This is a genomic window from Pantoea sp. B550, from assembly GCF_024158165.1.
GTDB lineage: Bacteria > Pseudomonadota > Gammaproteobacteria > Enterobacterales > Enterobacteriaceae > Pantoea > Pantoea alfalfae.
Map to the genome: position 1 here is coordinate 2,927,440 of NZ_JAMYXI010000003.1, position 17,919 is coordinate 2,945,358.

General features: G+C 52.3%; 16 protein-coding genes. 9 read left to right on the forward strand and 7 right to left on the reverse strand.

What is annotated here, in order from left to right; genetic code table 11:
• Position 1: 1 nt before the first annotated feature.
• The 6 genes from NIM72_RS16590 to NIM72_RS16615 form a co-directional block, all read right to left on the reverse strand.
• Positions 2–331, reverse strand: a complete 330-nt coding sequence (locus NIM72_RS16590) for a cytochrome o ubiquinol oxidase subunit IV (protein ID WP_008924889.1) — start codon at positions 329–331, stop codon at positions 2–4.
• Complete coding sequence (locus NIM72_RS16595; RefSeq protein WP_009091720.1) at positions 331–948, reverse strand: cytochrome o ubiquinol oxidase subunit III; 618 nt, start codon at positions 946–948, stop codon at positions 331–333. The genes NIM72_RS16590 and NIM72_RS16595 overlap by 1 nt, the downstream gene beginning before the upstream one ends.
• A complete protein-coding gene (gene cyoB, locus NIM72_RS16600; RefSeq protein ID WP_013356988.1) occupies positions 948–2,930 on the reverse strand; it encodes a cytochrome o ubiquinol oxidase subunit I in 1,983 nt (660 codons plus the stop codon). Before cyoB ends, NIM72_RS16595 begins: the two co-directional genes overlap by 1 nt.
• Before the next feature lie 4 nt (positions 2,931–2,934).
• Positions 2,935–3,861: a cytochrome o ubiquinol oxidase subunit II gene (gene cyoA, locus NIM72_RS16605; protein ID WP_150037820.1), complete on the reverse strand. Its 927-nt coding sequence runs from the start codon at positions 3,859–3,861 to the stop codon at positions 2,935–2,937.
• 444 nt (positions 3,862–4,305) lie between these two features.
• Positions 4,306–5,796 (reverse strand): muropeptide MFS transporter AmpG, encoded by a 1,491-nt coding sequence (ampG, locus tag NIM72_RS16610; protein ID WP_253421214.1) that lies wholly within the window; start codon positions 5,794–5,796, stop codon positions 4,306–4,308.
• Between the two features lie 57 nt (positions 5,797–5,853).
• Positions 5,854–6,432 (reverse strand): lipoprotein, encoded by a 579-nt coding sequence (locus NIM72_RS16615; protein ID WP_161736019.1) that lies wholly within the window; start codon positions 6,430–6,432, stop codon positions 5,854–5,856.
• A 286-nt stretch (positions 6,433–6,718) separates the two neighbouring features.
• Here NIM72_RS16615 and bolA point away from each other — a divergent pair, with 286 nt between their 5' ends.
• From bolA to NIM72_RS16660, 9 genes are all read left to right on the forward strand, one after another.
• Complete coding sequence (bolA, locus tag NIM72_RS16620) at positions 6,719–7,033, forward strand: transcriptional regulator BolA (RefSeq protein WP_033731761.1); 315 nt, start codon at positions 6,719–6,721, stop codon at positions 7,031–7,033.
• Positions 7,034–7,326: 293 nt separating this feature from the next.
• Positions 7,327–8,631: a trigger factor gene (gene tig / locus NIM72_RS16625; protein ID WP_161736020.1), complete on the forward strand. Its 1,305-nt coding sequence runs from the start codon at positions 7,327–7,329 to the stop codon at positions 8,629–8,631.
• A gap of 335 nt (positions 8,632–8,966) precedes the next feature.
• Entirely contained in the window at positions 8,967–9,590 is a 624-nt protein-coding gene (gene clpP, locus NIM72_RS16630; RefSeq protein ID WP_010255410.1) for an ATP-dependent Clp endopeptidase proteolytic subunit ClpP, read from the forward strand.
• 136 nt (positions 9,591–9,726) lie between these two features.
• Positions 9,727–10,998: an ATP-dependent protease ATP-binding subunit ClpX gene (gene clpX / locus NIM72_RS16635; protein ID WP_003850494.1), complete on the forward strand. Its 1,272-nt coding sequence runs from the start codon at positions 9,727–9,729 to the stop codon at positions 10,996–10,998.
• Between the two features lie 186 nt (positions 10,999–11,184).
• The gene (lon, locus tag NIM72_RS16640; RefSeq protein ID WP_003850493.1) at positions 11,185–13,539 is read left to right on the forward strand and encodes an endopeptidase La; all 2,355 of its coding nucleotides are present in this window, start codon (positions 11,185–11,187) and stop codon (positions 13,537–13,539) included.
• Between the two features lie 214 nt (positions 13,540–13,753).
• Positions 13,754–14,026 carry a nucleoid-associated protein HU-beta gene (hupB, locus tag NIM72_RS16645; RefSeq protein WP_033731763.1) on the forward strand — a complete coding sequence of 91 codons (273 nt, stop codon included), beginning with the start codon at positions 13,754–13,756 and terminating at the stop codon, positions 14,024–14,026.
• Between the two features lie 247 nt (positions 14,027–14,273).
• A complete protein-coding gene (gene ppiD, locus NIM72_RS16650) occupies positions 14,274–16,142 on the forward strand; it encodes a peptidylprolyl isomerase (protein WP_222924428.1) in 1,869 nt (622 codons plus the stop codon).
• A 140-nt stretch (positions 16,143–16,282) separates the two neighbouring features.
• Positions 16,283–16,642 carry a helix-hairpin-helix domain-containing protein gene (locus NIM72_RS16655; RefSeq protein WP_253421216.1) on the forward strand — a complete coding sequence of 120 codons (360 nt, stop codon included), beginning with the start codon at positions 16,283–16,285 and terminating at the stop codon, positions 16,640–16,642.
• Positions 16,643–16,742: 100 nt separating this feature from the next.
• Positions 16,743–17,141, forward strand: a complete 399-nt coding sequence (locus NIM72_RS16660) for a YbgC/FadM family acyl-CoA thioesterase (RefSeq protein ID WP_150013161.1) — start codon at positions 16,743–16,745, stop codon at positions 17,139–17,141.
• Positions 17,142–17,191: 50 nt separating this feature from the next.
• Here NIM72_RS16660 and queC read toward each other — a convergent pair whose 3' ends face one another.
• Positions 17,192–17,887, reverse strand: a complete 696-nt coding sequence (queC, locus tag NIM72_RS16665; protein WP_161736024.1) for a 7-cyano-7-deazaguanine synthase QueC — start codon at positions 17,885–17,887, stop codon at positions 17,192–17,194.
• Positions 17,888–17,919 lie beyond the last annotated feature (32 nt).

Here is a 17,919-nt window from a genome sequence, read left to right on the forward strand (position 1 = left end):
TTTAGTGAGGCATCATGTTGTAGTTGAGGTTCCACATGATCCACAGTGAGCCTACTACGACAATCAGGATGATGATGGCCGAGAAAACAATAGCTACCATGTTCCAGCCACCCTCAGATTTGCTGTCTAAGTGCAGGAAGTACACCAGGTGAACCAGCACCTGAATGACCGCACACACCAGAACAACACCGAGGATAGTACCGTGAGATGCACTGCCATCCATTACCATCCAGAACGGGATCGCCGTCAGAATGATAGAGAGGATGAAGCCGATCATGTAGGACTTCACGCTACCGTGTGAAGCGCCATGTTCGTTAACAGAATGACTCATTACATGGCTCCCATCAGGTAAACAACGGTGAAGACGCAAATCCAGACCACGTCCAGGAAGTGCCAGAACAGGCTCAGACACATGATACGGGTACGGTTAGTCGCGTTCAGGCCACGTTTGGAAATCTGGAACATCAGGACCAGCATCCAGATCAGACCGGAGGTCACGTGCAGACCGTGGGTACCGACCAGCGTAAAGAAGCCAGACAGGAAGCCACTGCGATCCGGACCAAAGCCTTCAGCAATCAGGTGATGGAATTCATAGATTTCCATCCCGATGAAGCCCAGACCGAACAGGAAGGTCAGCGCCAGCCAGCCGATAACGGCACCTTTTTGCTCCTTGTTCATGGAGATAACAGCCATGCCGTAAGTGATCGAACTCAACAGCAGCAGGGCGGTTTCTACCAGAACAAACGGCAGCTCAAAGATATCTTTACCTGCCGGGCCACCGGCAGTGTTGTTGACCATGACGGCATAGGTCGCAAACAGGGTTGCGAAGATAATGCAGTCACTCATCAGGTAGATCCAGAAGCCAAAGACTTTATTGGCTCCTGCATCGTGATGCCCATGCTCCGCATGGGCGTCGTGGTGATGTTTAATCAGAGTTTCAGTTGACATTATTTCAGACCTGCTTTGCTGATTTCGTCAAAGTGCTGGTTCTCAATCTTCTGAACTTCGGCAACCGGAACGTAGTAATCCACGTCTTCGTCGAAGCTCTTCACGATCCAGGTAACGATCATGCCGAGGAATGAAAGACCCGCCATCCACCAGATATGCCAGATCAGCGCAAAGCCCATCACAGTAGCGAATGCACAGATGACGATTGCCGCACCACTGTTTTTCGGCATATGAATCTCTTCATACGATGCCGGCTGCTTATACGCTTCGCCTTTCTCTTTCATTTCCCAGAACGCATCACGCTCGTGGACATGTGGGATCACAGCAAAGTTATAGAACGGTGGTGGTGAAGAGGTTGCCCACTCCAGCGTACGACCGCCCCACGGGTCACCTGTCACATCACGGTTCTGGTCGCGGTCACGTACCGAGACGTAGAACATGGTCAGCTGACACAGGATACCCAGCGCAATCAGACCCGCACCAACCGCAGCAACCACCAGCAGAGGATGGAACTGTGGATCGATATCCTGGCTCAGACGACGGGTCATACCCATGAAGCCCAGTGCGTACAGCGGCATAAAGGCAACGAAGAAGCCAATGATCCAGAACCAGAATGCGCGCTTACCCCAGGTTTCGTTCAGGGTGAAGCCGAATGCTTTCGGGAACCAGTAGGTCACGCCCGCCATACAACCGAAGACTACACCGCCGATGATTACGTTGTGGAAGTGTGCAATCAGGAACAGGCTGTTGTGCAGAATGAAGTCAGCGCCCGGAACGGCCAGCAGTACGCCGGTCATACCCCCTACAGAGAAGGTTACCAGGAAGCCAACGGTCCACAGCATGGCAGAGTGCATCTGAATGCGGCCCTGATACATGGTGAACAGCCAGTTAAAGATTTTAACCCCGGTCGGAATCGCGATGATCATCGTCATAATACCGAAGAAGGCGTTAACGTTGGCACCCGCACCCATGGTGAAGAAGTGGTGCAACCAGACGATGAACGACAGCACGGTAATGGCGATGGTCGCCCACACCAGTGAGGTATAACCAAACAGACGTTTTTTGGAGAAGGTCGCGGTAATTTCTGCGAACACACCAAACACCGGCAGTACCAGGATATACACTTCCGGATGGCCCCAGACCCAGATCAGGTTGACATACATCATCATGTTGCCGCCCATTTCATTGGTGAAGAAATGGAAGCCGAGATAACGATCAAGGGTCAACAGCGCCAGGGTCACGGTCAGAACCGGGAACGCAGCGATGATCAGGACGTTGGTGCACAGCGCAGTCCAGGTAAATACCGGCATTTTGAACAGGCTCATGCCCGGTGCGCGCATCTTCAGAATGGTCACAAAGAAGTTAATACCGGTCAAGGTCGTACCAATACCTGAAAGCTGAAGGCTCCAGATCCAGTAATCGACCCCGACGCCGGGACTATACTCCGCGCCGGAAAGCGGCGGATAAGCCAGCCAGCCGGTCTGTGCGAACTCGCCCACACCCAGAGACAGGTTAACCAGGATCACACCGACCGCGGTAAACCAGAAACTCAGGTTGTTCAGGAAGGGGAACGCAACGTCACGTGCACCAATCTGCAACGGAACGGCGATGTTCATCAGGCCAACCACGAAAGGCATCGCCACGAAGAAGATCATAATCACGCCGTGCGCGGTAAAGATCTGGTCGTAGTGGTGCGGTGGCAGGATGCCCGCTTCACCGGCCGAAGCCATCACCTGCTGGGTACGCATCATAATGGCATCAGCGAAACCACGAATCAGCATGACGAACGCCATGATGATATACATGATACCCAGACGTTTGTGGTCAACTGACGTCAGCCATTCAGACCACAGGTATTTCCACTTACCAAAATAGGTAAGCGCAGCGACCAGCGCAGCACCACCTATCAGGATAGCGGCAACCGTAACCATGATAATCGGCTCATGGTACGGCACTGCATCAAGTGTTAATTTTCCTAACATCGTATTATTCCTCGGCTCCCGCGGAAGCGGCGTGACTCATGTCCATACCTTCATGCTGTGGCATGTCCATTTTCCCGTGGCTCATCTTGAACTTGTCGATGACTTGCATGAACAGTTTCGGATCAGCTGAAGAGAAATATTCCACCGGATGATTTTCGCTTGGCACAGCCACTTTCTCGAAATCTTCCATGGTGGTCAGCGTGTTAGGGGCTGCTTTAACTTTAGCCACCCACTGCTGGAATTCCGCATCGTCTTTGGTTGCAATGGCTTTAAACTTCATGCCAGAGAAACCACGACCACTAAAGTTCGCAGAGATACCGTCGAACGTGCCTGGCTCATTCGCAATCAGATGCAGTTTGGTCTGCATACCCGCCATCGCATAAATCTGGCTGCCGAGTGTTGGAATGAAGAAAGAGTTCATGACGGAGTTAGAGGTGATTTTGAAGTTCACCGGAGTATTTGCCGGGAAGGCAATCTGGTTCACAGTCGCAATACCCTGTTCCGGGTAAATGAACAACCATTTCCAGTCCAGTGCAACCACATCGATCTCAACCGGTTTCACATCAGATTGCAGCGGTTTGCTGGGCTCCAGTGCGTGGGTTGATTTCCAGGTCAGTACGCTGAGGAAGAGAATGATCAGGATCGGAATGGTCCAGACCACGGCTTCCACTTTGTTAGAGTGTGACCAGTTAGGGCTGTACTTCGCATTCGTGTTGGACGCCCGATACTTCCAGGCAAACACCACGGCCATCAGGACTGCGGGAATCACGACGATCAACATCAGGCCAAAGGCAGTCAGTATCAGCGAACGTTGCTCCAGTGCAATCTGTCCTTTGGGATTTAACAATGCACTATCGCAGCCACTCATTAATAAAGTGCCTGCAATTAATGACAAAATCCCCAAACTTTTATTGTATTTACTGAGTCTCATTTAACGACCTCAATGACAAAGGGCTCTATTGTCGTTTAAGTGTGCGCGCATTTTACGGGAAGGTTTATGCAGTGTAAACCAGCTTAAGGATGTGTCAGATACGTGTTGACACCTTTTGCTAAGGGTGTCACAGATGTTGCGCCAGGTGACAAATAATTAACGCAGACAAGCAGTTGGCATCAATATAACAAAAACCAATGGAAGTAACCGTAAAAAAATCAGGGAAAGGAATAACCCTTACTTTTAACTCCCAAATATTTAACAAGTCTGCATCATTTGCGCGATGAAATTTAACTAAAGTAATTGCTAACCGGTTTTTAGTATTTCCGCTACGCCTCCTCAGGATCTATTCTTATTTTTTAAAAATAACACGCGATGATAAATGACGGCGACTTATCCGGATGTCAAAAAATAAGCCGCACCCCGTTAACCTATCGATTTCACTTAAGCATCTGACGCGGGCAACACCGGCGTTCTCTTCAGTGCCCGATAGTCCAGCAAGACCCCGGCAAACACCGCCAGCAGGGAGAGGCTCATGCCCAGCTCAAACAGGCGGGTCAGCAGCGGTGCCAGCGCAGTCAGCCCCAGTGCATTCAGTGCCAGCACGACCAGCCAGAGAGCCAGCACGCCGCAGCCAGCTGCAAACAGACGATTAGTCCAGCGATAGCCATGAGGATAGTAGCTACGTGTGAGGAAATTGCCACTCTGCTCGACCTGATTCAATGTTTGCCGGCAAAAAGCCAGCAGCACCAGGCCTGGCAGACCCGCCATCACCGTGAAAGCATAGAATGTCGGCCAGCCCCAGAGTTCCACCAGCCAGCCCGCCGCCGGGCCGACATAGACCCGGCCGACTGCGGAGAGCGCCGATAACAGGGCAAACTGGGTGGCTGAGAACGACTTATTGCACAGCGTCATTAACAATGCGACAAAGGCCGCGGTGCCCATGCCGCCGCAGAGGTTTTCGACAAAGACTGCACTGGCCATGCTCCACAACTGTTTGTCGGTCACTGCCAGCAGCCAGTAACCAAAGTTCGAGACAGCCTGCAGCAGACCGAAAATCATTAGCGCCCGGAACAGGCTCAGACGCTGCATCAGTACGCCGCCATAAAGCGCGCCGATAATGGTCGCCAGCAGACCCAGCGTCTTATTGACCAGGCCGACGTCACCGGCATTGAACCCGACGCCGCGGATCAGAAAGGTAGTCGTCAGTGAGGCGGCAAAGGCATCGCCCAGCTTGTAGAGAATAATCAGCGTAATGAGTAGCCAGGCGTTGTTGCGCTGAAAGAAATCCTTGAGCGGATCGACAACTGCCTGTCGCAGTGAATGCGGGGTGGAAGTCCGTGTGTCCGGCTCGCTCGCCATCAGTGTGGCGATAATGCCCGGCACCATCATCAGCGCCATCAACCAGTAGGTCGCCTGCCAGCCCAGATAACGGTCAGCCAGCCACAAGGCCAGCCCGCCTGAAATCAGCATCGCCAGCCGATAGCCCAGTACGGTAATGGCTGCGCCGCTGCCGCGCTCTTCAGGTGGCAGAATATCCGTTTTCCAGGCGTCAAAAACGATGTCCTGGGAGGCGGAGCAGAAAGCGATCAGCACTGCCAGCGCCGCCATCAGGGTCAGATCGCGTTCTGGCTGCAGAAATCCCATCGCGACAATCCCGCCTGCCAGCGCCAGCTGACTCAGCAGTAACCAGCCGCGACGCCGGCCCAGAAACGGCGGCGTATAGCGGTCCATCATCGGCGACCAGAGAAATTTAAAGACATAGGCCTGGCCGACCAGTGAAAAGAAGCCGATGGTTTTCAGATCAACATTTTCCACCGTCATCCACGCCTGCAACGTGCCCGAAGTCAGTGCCAGAGGCAGTCCGGAAGCAAAACCAAGTAGCAGTAGTACGGCGGCATTTTTCTGGCTGAAGAGGCGAAGATAGTGGTTCATGCGGATCCTGCAGATAACAAAAAGCCCTGCACGAGGCAGGGCAGAGGTGAGACGATATTAACGGGCGTTCTGCTTGATGAAGTCGTTAACGCTGGTGTCCTGTGCCATATCCGCAATCACATCGCTCATGGTGGCGTTCACCGCGTCAGTAATCTTCTGGTTATTGGCGTTGAATGCGCCTTCTACGCTGTAAGTCTGGCGGTAGTTTTTAACCTGCTTGTTGCCATTTTTCGCGGTCGCAATAATAGAGATGTCCGCTTTGGTAGTGATGCTGTAGCGCACATTGCCCTGCGTCACGTCAGCGTAGAGATTGTTAACCACAATTTGCAGATCGACCGCGCCATCAGGACCAATCATATAACCACGTGCGGTCATCTGCTTCTCCAGCACTTCCTGCAGCAGGAAACGGAGATCGCGCGAAGGCGTCAGGGTCACTAACTGACCATCACGGTTAACTTTTGCCAGCGCCTGATCTTTACGCTGGTCGGCACCGTTGATGCTCACGGTCACGCCCATCAGGCCGGGATCCTGCTGCGGCAGCTGAATTTTAGGCTGGATAGTGAGGGTATTATTGCTGGTTGCACAGCCGGCTAAAATGAACGCAGCCAACAGTGGGAATAACAGTTTTTTCAACATACTTTTTCTCGTTGGTGTCAGGGGGTTGGTTTGCAAAAACTGCGGCCATCATAGCATTGCCCGGCAGTGAAAAAAGCCCTGTTGCGGGTGAAATTGTCTCTGAAACCGTTTTAAGCCCCTTCTCTGACAGGCAGGTTTGCTGATGGTTTCGACTGCGTTATGATGCACACCAGAAGCGGGCTGACATAAAATGCAATATTTAGCGTCCGCCGGCGGGTAAGCGCACTAAAAGCGACTAAGATTGAATGAGATGGGGCACCGCGCTCGCCATTGAGGAGTAATAGCCATGATCCGCGAACAAATAGAAGAAAAGCTGCGTGTGGCGTTTCAGCCAGCTCATCTGGAAGTGCATGACGAAAGTTACCGGCACAACGTGCCTGCCGGATCGGAAAGTCACTTCAAAGTGGTGATTGTCAGCGACTGCTTTGCAGGCCAGCGCTTCCTGGCGCGTCATCGTCTGATTTATAGCGAACTGGCGGCTGAATTAGCGGGCAGTGTCCATGCCTTAGCCCTGCATACTTACACCCTGAAAGAGTGGGAAGGGTTGCAGGATACCGTTCTGGCTTCGCCTAACTGTCGTGGTGCCGGAAGTCTCGCCTGATCTCCCTCCTCTGAAACGGCCTGCTGGCCGTTTTTTCTGTGATTTAGCGAAAAACGCGATCCCTGGCTCAAAAAAGCAGCAAACCTGCTGAAAAGTGGTGAGTTAGCGTCCTCGACTCATTCCAGTGATGCCGCTATAATGCTGCGTCTATTTTTCCGGAATGTCTTCGGGACGCTTCTGGTAACAGGGATCAGGTTCTCTTCACGGAAGCCGTCCCGGTTGTTGGATACGGCGCATTTCACTATGTGTGGTGTCTGAAGTTGACCGAGCACGTGATTTTTTGAGGTAACAAGATGCAAGTTTCTGTAGAGACCACTCAGGGCCTGGGCCGTCGCATTACGATTACTGTTGCAGCTGACAGCATCGAAAGCGCAGTAAAAAAAGAACTGGTTGACGTTGCCAGGAAAGTTCGCATCGATGGTTTCCGTAAAGGCAAAGTGCCGATGAACATCGTGGCGCAGCGTTACGGCGCTTCTGTCCGTCAGGACGTGCTGGGCGAGCTGATGACGCGCAACTTTGTTGACGCCATCATCAAAGAAAAAATTAATCCGGCTGGCGCACCAAACTATGTGCCGGGCGAATACAAAGAAGGCCAGGATTTCACCTACGCGGTTGAATTCGAAGTCTATCCGGAAGTTGAGCTGAAAGGCCTGGAAAACATCGAAGTCGAAAAACCTGTCGTTGAAGTAACTGATGCTGATGTTGATGCCATGCTGGATACTCTGCGCAAGCAGCAGGCCAACTGGATCGAAAGCGACGCAGCTGCAGGCCCGGAAGATCGTGCAACTATCGATTTCAACGGTTCTGTTGACGGTGAAGAGTTCGAAGGCGGCAAAGCCACTGATTTCGTTCTGGCCATGGGCCAGGGCCGCATGATCCCAGGCTTTGAAGAAGGCGTTGTGGGTCACAAAGCGGGCGAAACGTTCACTATCGACGTGAAATTCCCGGACGACTACCACGCAGAAACCCTGAAAGGGAAAGATGCGAAGTTCGAGATCGTGCTGAAGAAAGTTGAAACGCGTGAGCTGCCAGAGCTGACTGAAGAGTTCATCAAACGTTTCGGCGTTGAAGATGGTTCAGTAGCCGGTCTGCGCACTGAAGTGCGTAAGAACATGGATCGCGAGCTGAAAGGCGCTATCCGTAACCGCATCAAAACTCAGGCGATCGACGGCCTGGTTGAAGCGAACGAAATCGACGTGCCAGCTGCGCTGGTTGACAGCGAAATCGATGTTCTGCGTCGTCAGGCTGCACAGCGTTTCGGTGGCAACGAACAGCAGGCGCTGGAACTGCCACGCGAACTGTTTGAAGAGCAGGCTAAACGCCGTGTTGTTGTCGGTCTGCTGCTGGGCGAAGTGATTCGTACCCACGAGCTGAAAGCTGACGAAGCGCGCGTGAACACCATGATCGAAGAGATGGCTTCTGCGTATGAAGATCCGAAAGAAGTCATCGAGTTCTACAGCAAGAATAACGAGCTGATGAACAATATGCGCAACGTCGCGCTGGAAGAGCAAGCGGTTGAAGCGGTCCTGGCGAAAGCTAAAGTGACCGAGAAAGAGACCAACTTCCAGGATCTGATGAATCAGACCGCTCAGGCCTGATCACGCAGTTAACCGTCTGTGCTAAGCCCGTGACTGAAAAGTCGCGGGCTTTTTTGTATTTTGCGTACAGAACGCGACGCTTCGCCGCTATTTGCTTAATTAATCGGCAAATTATTCACGCATCGCTTTTTCCGGGTTAGCGAACAGGGAAAAGATTGTTATGCTTGAAACATGCGTGCAGCATCCCCAGATAGTGGGAGTATGCAGAAATGAGAGTGAGGCTGGCTGATTAACCGTCCTGAAGGTGTCGGAAAAGGTGCGACGTGGAGTTTCCCGAGCGTCTTACGTAGAATCGGTACAGAATGTTGCCAATGAAATTTATCCAGGAGACGGTAATGTCATACAGTGGCGATCGTGAATATACTGCACCGCACAATGCGCTGGTGCCAATGGTGGTTGAACAAACTTCGCGTGGTGAGCGTTCTTACGACATCTACTCCCGTCTGCTGAAAGAGCGCGTCATTTTTCTGACCGGTCAGGTTGAAGACCACATGGCTAATCTGATCGTGGCGCAGATGCTGTTTCTGGAAGCTGAGAACCCGGAAAAAGATATCTATCTCTACATCAACTCGCCAGGCGGTGTGATCACGGCCGGTATGTCGATTTACGACACCATGAAATTTATCAAACCGGATGTCAGCACCATCTGTATGGGACAGGCCTGTTCAATGGGGGCGTTTCTGCTGACAGCGGGCACTAAAGGGAAGCGTTTCTGTCTGCCAAACTCGCGCGTGATGATCCACCAGCCGCTGGGCGGCTATCAGGGCCAGGCGTCAGACATTGAAATCCATGCGCGTGAAATCCTTAAAGTTAAACAGCGCATGAATGAGCTGATGGCTGAGCATACCGGTAAAACGCTGGAAGAAATTGAGCGTGATACCGAGCGTGATCGTTTCCTCTCTGCAAATGAAGCGGTAGAGTATGGATTAGTCGATTCAATTCTGACGCATCGCCAATAAGACCCCGACTTACCGTTGTCACTGGTCTATAGTTAACAGGACAACGGTACTATTTATGGGTTGAATGAATTTCGGCCGTCCCTGTACGGCCTGAGCCGTACGCGGGTATGGCCTGAGAACAAGAAGAGGTTAACTGATGACAGATAAGCGCAAAGACGGTTCAGGAAAGTTGCTGTACTGCTCTTTTTGCGGCAAAAGCCAGCATGAAGTGCGTAAGCTGATTGCCGGGCCGTCAGTGTATATCTGCGATGAGTGTGTTGACCTGTGCAACGACATCATTCGCGAAGAGATTAAAGAAGTTGCCCCGCATCGTGAACGCAGTGCGTTGCCAACCCCACATGAAATTCGCCATCACCTCGATGATTATGTTATCGGTCAGGAAAGAGCGAAGAAAGTGCTGGCGGTTGCGGTTTACAACCACTACAAGCGTTTGCGTAACGGTGATACCAGCAATGGCATCGAATTGGGCAAAAGTAACATTCTGCTGATTGGCCCGACCGGTAGTGGTAAAACGCTGCTGGCAGAAACGCTGGCGCGCCTGCTGGATGTGCCATTCACTATGGCTGACGCCACCACGCTGACTGAAGCCGGTTACGTGGGTGAAGACGTTGAAAACATCATCCAGAAACTGCTGCAGAAATGTGATTACGACGTACAGAAAGCACAGCGCGGCATCGTTTATATCGATGAAATCGATAAAATCTCACGCAAGTCTGATAACCCGTCGATTACCCGTGACGTGTCAGGCGAAGGTGTACAGCAGGCTCTGCTTAAACTGATTGAAGGCACCGTGGCTGCCGTTCCGCCGCAGGGTGGACGTAAGCATCCGCAACAGGAATTCTTGCAGGTTGATACCTCGAAAATTCTGTTTATCTGCGGTGGCGCATTCGCCGGCCTGGACAAAGTGATCTCCCAGCGCGTGGAAACCGGATCTGGTATTGGTTTTGGTGCCACCGTGAAAGGGAAGTCACAGAAAGCCAGCGAAGGTGAACTGCTTTCACAGTGTGAACCTGAAGATTTGATCAAGTTTGGTCTGATCCCTGAGTTCATCGGTCGTCTGCCTGTGGTCGCGACCCTGAGCGAGCTGAGTGAAGAAGCGCTGATTCAGATTCTGCGTGAGCCGAAAAACGCTCTGACCAAACAGTACCAGGCGCTGTTTAACCTGGAAGGGGTTGAACTGGAGTTCCGTGACGAGGCATTAACCGCTATCGCGAAGAAAGCGATGTCACGTAAAACCGGTGCTCGTGGTCTGCGTTCTATTGTTGAAGGTGCGCTGCTGGAAACCATGTATGACCTGCCTTCCATGGATGACGTGGAAAAAGTAGTGATTGATGAATCAGTTATTGAAGGTCAGTCTGAGCCCATGTTGATCTACGGCAAGCATGAAGCGCAGGCATCTGGCGAATAATTAAACAGATCGTCCATGTTGTTCAATTAAAAAAGGGGAAAATGTTTCCCCTTTTGCTTTTCTCGCCTCTGTGACGTTGAATGTCGGACAATCATCCCCATATACTCAGATACCTGTGGGTTTAACTGCATACCTGCCTGATGCGGTTCCCATCACCTGGCGGACATTAAACAAAGAGAGAGCTCTATGAATCCTGAGCGTTCTGAACGCATTGAAATCCCCGTGTTGCCGCTGCGCGACGTGGTGGTTTATCCGCACATGGTAATTCCGTTGTTTGTTGGCCGGGAAAAATCAATTCGGTGCCTTGAAGCCGCAATGGATCATGATAAAAAAATCATGCTGGTCGCACAGAAAGAGGCTTCAACGGATGAACCTGGCATTAACGATCTCTTTTCAGTAGGGACCGTTGCATCAGTATTGCAAATGCTGAAACTGCCGGATGGCACTGTCAAAGTCCTGGTAGAAGGTTTACAGCGCGCCCATATTACGACGCTGGCCGACAACGGTGACCATTTTGTTGCACAAGCTGAATATCTGGTTTCGCCAGAGATTGAAGAGCGCGAGCAGGAAGTGCTGGTGCGTACGGCGATCAATCAGTTTGAAGGCTACATCAAACTCAATAAAAAAATCCCACCCGAGGTTTTAACCTCACTGAATAACATTGACGATGCGGCCCGCCTTGCTGACACCGTTGCAGCGCATATGCCACTGAAACTGGCAGACAAACAGTCTGTGCTGGAGATGTCCGACGTTAATGAGCGTCTGGAATATCTGATGGCGATGATGGAATCTGAAATCGATCTGCTGCAGGTTGAGAAGCGCATTCGCAACCGTGTTAAGAAGCAGATGGAGAAGAGCCAGCGCGAGTACTATCTGAATGAGCAGATGAAGGCGATTCAGAAAGAGCTCGGTGAGATGGACGACGCGCCTGACGAGTACGAAGCGTTAAAACGCAAAATCGACGCGGCAAAAATGCCGGAAGAAGCGCGTGAAAAAGCAGAAGCTGAGCTACAGAAGCTGAAAATGATGTCCCCGATGTCCGCTGAAGCGACCGTGGTTCGCGGCTACATCGACTGGATGGTGCAGGTTCCGTGGAACGCGCGCAGCAAAGTGAAGAAAGATCTGCGTAAAGCGCAGGAGACGCTGGACACTGACCATTACGGCCTGGAGCGCGTGAAGGATCGTATTCTTGAGTATCTTGCGGTTCAGAGTCGTGTCAGCAAAATCAAAGGGCCGATTCTGTGCCTGGTCGGACCGCCAGGGGTAGGTAAAACGTCCCTCGGTCAGTCGATCGCCAAAGCGACCGGACGTAAATATGTGCGTATGGCGCTGGGTGGCGTGCGTGATGAAGCGGAAATCCGTGGTCACCGTCGTACTTACATCGGCTCTATGCCGGGTAAACTCATCCAGAAAATGGCGAAAGTCGGGGTTAAAAACCCGCTGTTCCTGCTGGATGAGATAGACAAAATGTCTTCGGACATGCGCGGCGATCCTGCTTCAGCGCTGCTGGAAGTGCTTGATCCTGAGCAGAACATTGCGTTCAACGACCACTATCTGGAAGTCGACTATGACCTCTCTGATGTCATGTTCGTGGCAACGTCGAACTCAATGAACATCCCGGCACCGCTGCTGGACCGTATGGAAGTGATTCGTCTGTCGGGTTATACCGAAGATGAGAAACTGAACATCGCTAAGCAGCATCTGCTGACCAAGCAGATTGAGCGCAACGCGCTGAAAGCCAGTGAAATTACGGTTGAAGACAGCGCGATTGTCGGCATTATCCGTTACTACACCCGTGAAGCTGGCGTGCGTAGTCTTGAGCGTGAGCTGTCGAAATTGTGCCGTAAAGCGGTGAAATCACTGCTGATGGACAAGACGAAAAAGCACATCACCATCAACGGTGAAAACCTCAAGGACTTCCTGGGCGTACAGCGCTTCGACTACGGCCGTGCTGACAGTGAAAACCGTGTGGGTCAGGTCACTGGCCTGGCGTGGACGGAAGTGGGCGGCGATCTGCTGACCATCGAAACTGCGTGTGTACCGGGTAAAGGCAAGCTGACTTACACCGGCTCCCTGGGTGAAGTGATGCAGGAGTCGATTCAGGCTGCGCTGACCGTGGTGCGTGCCCGTGCCGAGAAACTGGGCATTAATGGTGACTTCTACGAAAAACGTGATATTCACGTTCACGTGCCAGAAGGCGCCACACCGAAAGATGGCCCGAGTGCCGGTATCGCAATGTGTACCGCGCTGGTCTCTTGTCTGACCGGTAACCCGGTGCGTGCGGATGTCGCTATGACCGGTGAAATCACCCTGCGTGGTCAGGTTCTGCCGATTGGCGGTCTGAAAGAGAAACTGCTGGCAGCACACCGTGGTGGCATTAAAACCGTGCTGATCCCGGACGACAACAAGCGTGATCTGGAAGAGATTCCACAGAACGTGATTGCCGATCTGGAGATCCATCCGGTGAAACGCATTGAAGAGGTGCTGAATCTGGCACTGGAAAATGCGCCTTACGGCATGCAGGTCGCAACAGCAAAATAGTGATTAACGGCATAAACCGTTAAAAAGCGGAGCTGGCAAGGCAATTGGCGCTTGCCAGCTTTTTTTTGTGCCGCTAATTTAGGTGGCTGTCGATGCGACGTTCTCAGAGAAATTCCGTTGTTTCGGCTCCACAGGCTTGATATAACTTGCTGCGCGTTCGTACCCGGCCGGAAGCCCGGTACGATGTGAAATAATAAAAGAGGGGATGAAGAGAGTGAATAAGTCACAATTGATCGACAAAATTGCTGCCGATGCTGATATTTCTAAAGCTGCAGCAGGACGTGTTTTAGATGCATTTATGGGCTCAGTTTCAGATGCGCTGAAAGAGGGTGATGAAGTGGCTCTGGTGGGTTTCGGCACATTCTCTGTGCGTGACCGCGCTGCACGTACCGGCCGCAATCCGCAAACCGGTAAAGAAATCACCATCCCGGCTGGTAAAGTACCGGGTTTCCGTGCTGGTAAAGCATTGAAAGACGCTGTCAATTAATAACAACGAATAGATTCATTGACGCATTTTCTTCAGTGGATTAGAGGACGATTAACCCGTTCTCATGTAACATACGGGCACATCAATGAGATGTGCCTTTTTTGTTTTAACCGGTGAGAATCGGGTCGTAAGATGGACCTGGACCGTATTGAGACTGCCAGCCAAGCCAGCAGTTACGTGAGTCGCCAGCCAGTGGCGAGTTGCGACCGAGCTTTACATTCACACTACAGCGGAGCGTTGCCATACCATGATGGACAATTTACGCGCGGCGTCGAACCATGTCGTGCTCAAGATTATTCTGGGACTGATTATCGTCTCTTTTGTGCTGACAGGCGTTGGCAACTATCTGATTGGCGGCAATAACGACTATGCGGCCAAAGTTAACGGTCAGGAGATTAGCCGGGGACAGCTGGAGCAGGCTTTCAACAGTGAACGCAGTCGTCAGCAGCAGATGCTGGGTGACCAGTTCTCGCAGCTGGCCAGCAACGATGGCTTCATGCAGCAGATGCGTCAGCAGGCACTGTCTCAGTTAATCGACCAGGCACTGCTCGACAGCTACATCAAAGATCTCCACCTCAGCATCAGTGACGATCAGGTTAAGCAGGCTATCTTCAATCAGCAGGCTTTCCAGACCAACGGCAAATTCGATAATGCTAAATATCTGGCGCTGATCGGCAACATGGGTTTCAGTGCCGACCAGTATGCTGAAGCGCTGCGTAAGCAACTCTCCAATCAGCAGCTGATCAATGCCGTGGCCAACACAGACTTCACGCTGAAAGGCGAAGCCAGCAAACTGGTGGATCTGGTTTCACAGCAACGTGATATTCGTCAGGCGACGCTGGACGTCAATGCCCTGATGGCGAAACAAACCGTCACCGACGACGAAATCAGTCAGTATTATCAGCAGCATAAAACCAGCTTTATGGCACCGGAGCAGTTCCGTGTCAGCTACATCCTGATGGATGCTGCCAGCATGCAGCAGGATGCCAGCGAAGCGGATATTCAGGCCTGGTACGACCAGCATAAAGCGGACTATTCGCAGCCACAGCGTACGCGCTACAGCGTCATTCAGACCAAAACTGAAGCCGATGCCAATGCGGTACTGGCTCAGCTGAAGGGGGGCGCTAACTTCGCGGATGTGGCGAAAGCCAAATCCATCGACCCAATCTCTGCGCGTAAGGGCGGTGATATGGGCTGGCTGGAACCGTCAACGACCCCTGATGAGCTGAAAAATGCCGGTCTGACGGAGAAAGGCCAGATGTCAGGCGTGATTAAATCTTCAGTGGGCTTCCTGGTGGTTCGTCTCGACGATATTCAGCCAGAGCAGGTTAAGCCACTGGATGACGTTCGCAGCGCTGTTGCCGCGAAAGTGAAGCAGGAGAAGGGCGTTGATGCCTTCTACAAACTGCAGCAGAAAGTCAGTGAAGCGGCCAGCAATGACAATGAGTCACTGGCGGGTGCCGAGCAGACTTCGGGTCTGAAAGCGAAAGAGACCGGCTGGTTCAGTCAGGACACGCTGCCAGACGCGCTTAACTTTGATGCTGTGAAGCAGGCAATCTTTAACGGCGGTCTGGTGGGTCAGAACGGTGCACCGGGCAACAACTCCGACATTATTACCGTCGACGGCGATCGTGCCTTTGTGCTGCGTATCAGCGAGCACAAACCGGAAGCGGTAAAACCGCTGGAGCAGGTTAAGGCGCAGATTACGGATACGCTTAAGCATGACAAAGCGACACAGCAGGCGAAAGCACAGGCCGATAAACTGCTGACCGATCTCAAAGCGGGCAAGCTGGAAGCACTGACAGCAGCAGGCCTGACACTGAGCGCCAGCAAAACCGTTGACCGGAATGCGCAGGATCCGGTGGCACAGGCCGCCTTTAATCTGCCTCAGCCTGCTGACAATAAGCCTTCATGGGGTGTCAGCGAAGATATGCAGGGTAATGTGGTGCTGGTGGCGGTAGATAAAGTTAAAACCGGCAGCATGCCACAGGCGCAGATTGACGAAATGGTTAAGGGCGTCACGCAGAACAATGCGCAGCTGACGTTTGAAGCCTTACTGCAAAACCTCCGTAAAGAGGCGAAAATCAAGTACGGCGCTGCCGCACAAATGCAGTAAGCCTCGCAAAAGCTACGCAACGACTGTAACAATCAAAGGCCGCATTCGCGGCCTTTTCCATTTCTGAAATCCCGCTTTTGAGCCTTGTGCGGTGTAGTGCCACTCTGTCACTGCTGTTTACACACAAGGAGAAACACAGCATGGCTAAACATAAACTTGTTGCCTTTTATCTCTCACTCGCACTGGGCGGTACACTCTGTCACGGCAGCGTCTCTGCGGCACCTGAACCTGCCAGTCCGGCTGTGTCGCAGAACGCACATCCTGCACCGAAGCCGGAGACAGCCGCGCAGCTGCAGCCAAAGCAGGAACAGGTCAGCATCAATGAAGCGACAGCGGAACAGCTCTCTGCTGCTATGAATGGTGTGGGGCTGAAGAAAGCGCAGGCGATTGTGAACTATCGCGAACAGTACGGACCCTTTAGCGCGATTCAGCAACTCAGTGAAGTACCGGGTATCGGTAACACGCTGATAGAGCGAAATGCGTCCCGGCTGAAATTGTGAGGCAGTACACATCTGTGATGCTTAACCCACGCTAATCAGGTGACTCTGCTAAAGTGAACAGGTCCAACCAGTTAACTTACAGTAGCAGGAGAGCATGATCATGCAGACCACCATAAAAGTGCGTGGCTATCATCTGGATGTCTATCAGCACGTCAACAATGCGCGCTATCTTGAGTTTCTTGAGGAGGCGCGCTGGCAATGGCTGGAAGAGGTTGAAGCGTTCCACTGGTTGCTGGAACAGAAACTGGCTTTTGTGGTGGTCAATATCAACATTAACTACCGTCGCCCGGCCGTGCTGGGCGACGTACTGGCTATCGACAGTGAGATTACGCAGTTAAATGGCAAAAGCGGCATTATTGCCCAGCGGGTGTTGCTGGCAGGTCAGGAGACCGTGGTGGCGGATGCCGCACTCACGTTTGTCTGTATTGATTTGCGGACCCAAAAGGCGGTTGCGCTGGAAGGGGAGTTACGTGAGCGGCTGATGCGTCTGATGGCATGAGCTGATAAAAAGCGGCAAACCTGACTGCTTTGCCGCCATGTCATACCGTCTTAGTTAAGGCCGCTTTTAGCTTTCATGGCAGACATTACGCCCGCCCGATCGCTGAGATAACCCTGCAGGCCATTGGCCCGTAAATGACAGGCAGCACACTCACCACATCCGTCGCCTTTTACGCCGTTATAGCAGGTCAGCGTCTGCTCGCGTACCAGCGAAAGTTGCTGCCAGTAATCTGCCAGCGCCCAGGTTTCCGCTTTATTGAGCCACATCAGCGGCGTCTCAAAACGCACCTCGCGAGCCATGCCAAGCGACACCGCATGGTTCAGCGCTTTGACAAACTCATCGCGGCAGTCGGGATAGCCGGAAAAATCGGTTTCGCAGACGCCGGTGATGACCGCTTCCGCTTCGACCTGATACGCGTAAACTGAGGCCAGCGTCAGAAAGAGAATATTGCGTCCTGGTACAAACGTACTGGGTAATCCACTGGCCTCAGGATTATAAGCCGGCACCGGAATGTTATCCCGCGTCAGGCTGCTGACAGCGAGTTCGTTCAGCATGGTCACGTCCAGCACTTTATGTGCGCGCGCACCCAGTGTCATCGCCAGATCGCGGGCGACATCGATCTCTTCCCGGTGGCGTTGTCCATAGTCGAAAGTGACACAGTGAACTTCATCATAAAGCTGTACAGCCTGAATCAGGCAGGTAGTGGAGTCTTGTCCACCGCTGAAAACTACAACCGCGCGTTTCATGGTGTTTCCCTGATAATTAATTTTGCGCTTAT

Bases quoted from the DNA above. Each gene is read 5' to 3' on its own strand.
- queC (WP_161736024.1), bottom strand. From the start codon at position 17,887: ATGAAACGCGCGGTTGTAGTTTTCAGCGGTGGACAAGACTCCACTACC.
- clpP (WP_010255410.1), top strand. From the start codon at position 8,967: ATGTCATACAGTGGCGATCGTGAATATACTGCACCGCACAATGCGCTG.
- NIM72_RS16615 (WP_161736019.1), bottom strand. From the start codon at position 6,432: ATGTTGAAAAAACTGTTATTCCCACTGTTGGCTGCGTTCATTTTAGCC.
- ppiD (WP_222924428.1), top strand. From the start codon at position 14,274: ATGATGGACAATTTACGCGCGGCGTCGAACCATGTCGTGCTCAAGATT.
- ampG (WP_253421214.1), bottom strand. From the start codon at position 5,796: ATGAACCACTATCTTCGCCTCTTCAGCCAGAAAAATGCCGCCGTACTA.
- lon (WP_003850493.1), top strand. From the start codon at position 11,185: ATGAATCCTGAGCGTTCTGAACGCATTGAAATCCCCGTGTTGCCGCTG.
- NIM72_RS16595 (WP_009091720.1), bottom strand. From the start codon at position 948: ATGTCAACTGAAACTCTGATTAAACATCACCACGACGCCCATGCGGAG.
- NIM72_RS16655 (WP_253421216.1), top strand. From the start codon at position 16,283: ATGGCTAAACATAAACTTGTTGCCTTTTATCTCTCACTCGCACTGGGC.
- tig (WP_161736020.1), top strand. From the start codon at position 7,327: ATGCAAGTTTCTGTAGAGACCACTCAGGGCCTGGGCCGTCGCATTACG.
- cyoA (WP_150037820.1), bottom strand. From the start codon at position 3,861: ATGAGACTCAGTAAATACAATAAAAGTTTGGGGATTTTGTCATTAATT.
- NIM72_RS16590 (WP_008924889.1), bottom strand. From the start codon at position 331: ATGAGTCATTCTGTTAACGAACATGGCGCTTCACACGGTAGCGTGAAG.
- bolA (WP_033731761.1), top strand. From the start codon at position 6,719: ATGATCCGCGAACAAATAGAAGAAAAGCTGCGTGTGGCGTTTCAGCCA.
- clpX (WP_003850494.1), top strand. From the start codon at position 9,727: ATGACAGATAAGCGCAAAGACGGTTCAGGAAAGTTGCTGTACTGCTCT.
- cyoB (WP_013356988.1), bottom strand. From the start codon at position 2,930: ATGTTAGGAAAATTAACACTTGATGCAGTGCCGTACCATGAGCCGATT.
- NIM72_RS16660 (WP_150013161.1), top strand. From the start codon at position 16,743: ATGCAGACCACCATAAAAGTGCGTGGCTATCATCTGGATGTCTATCAG.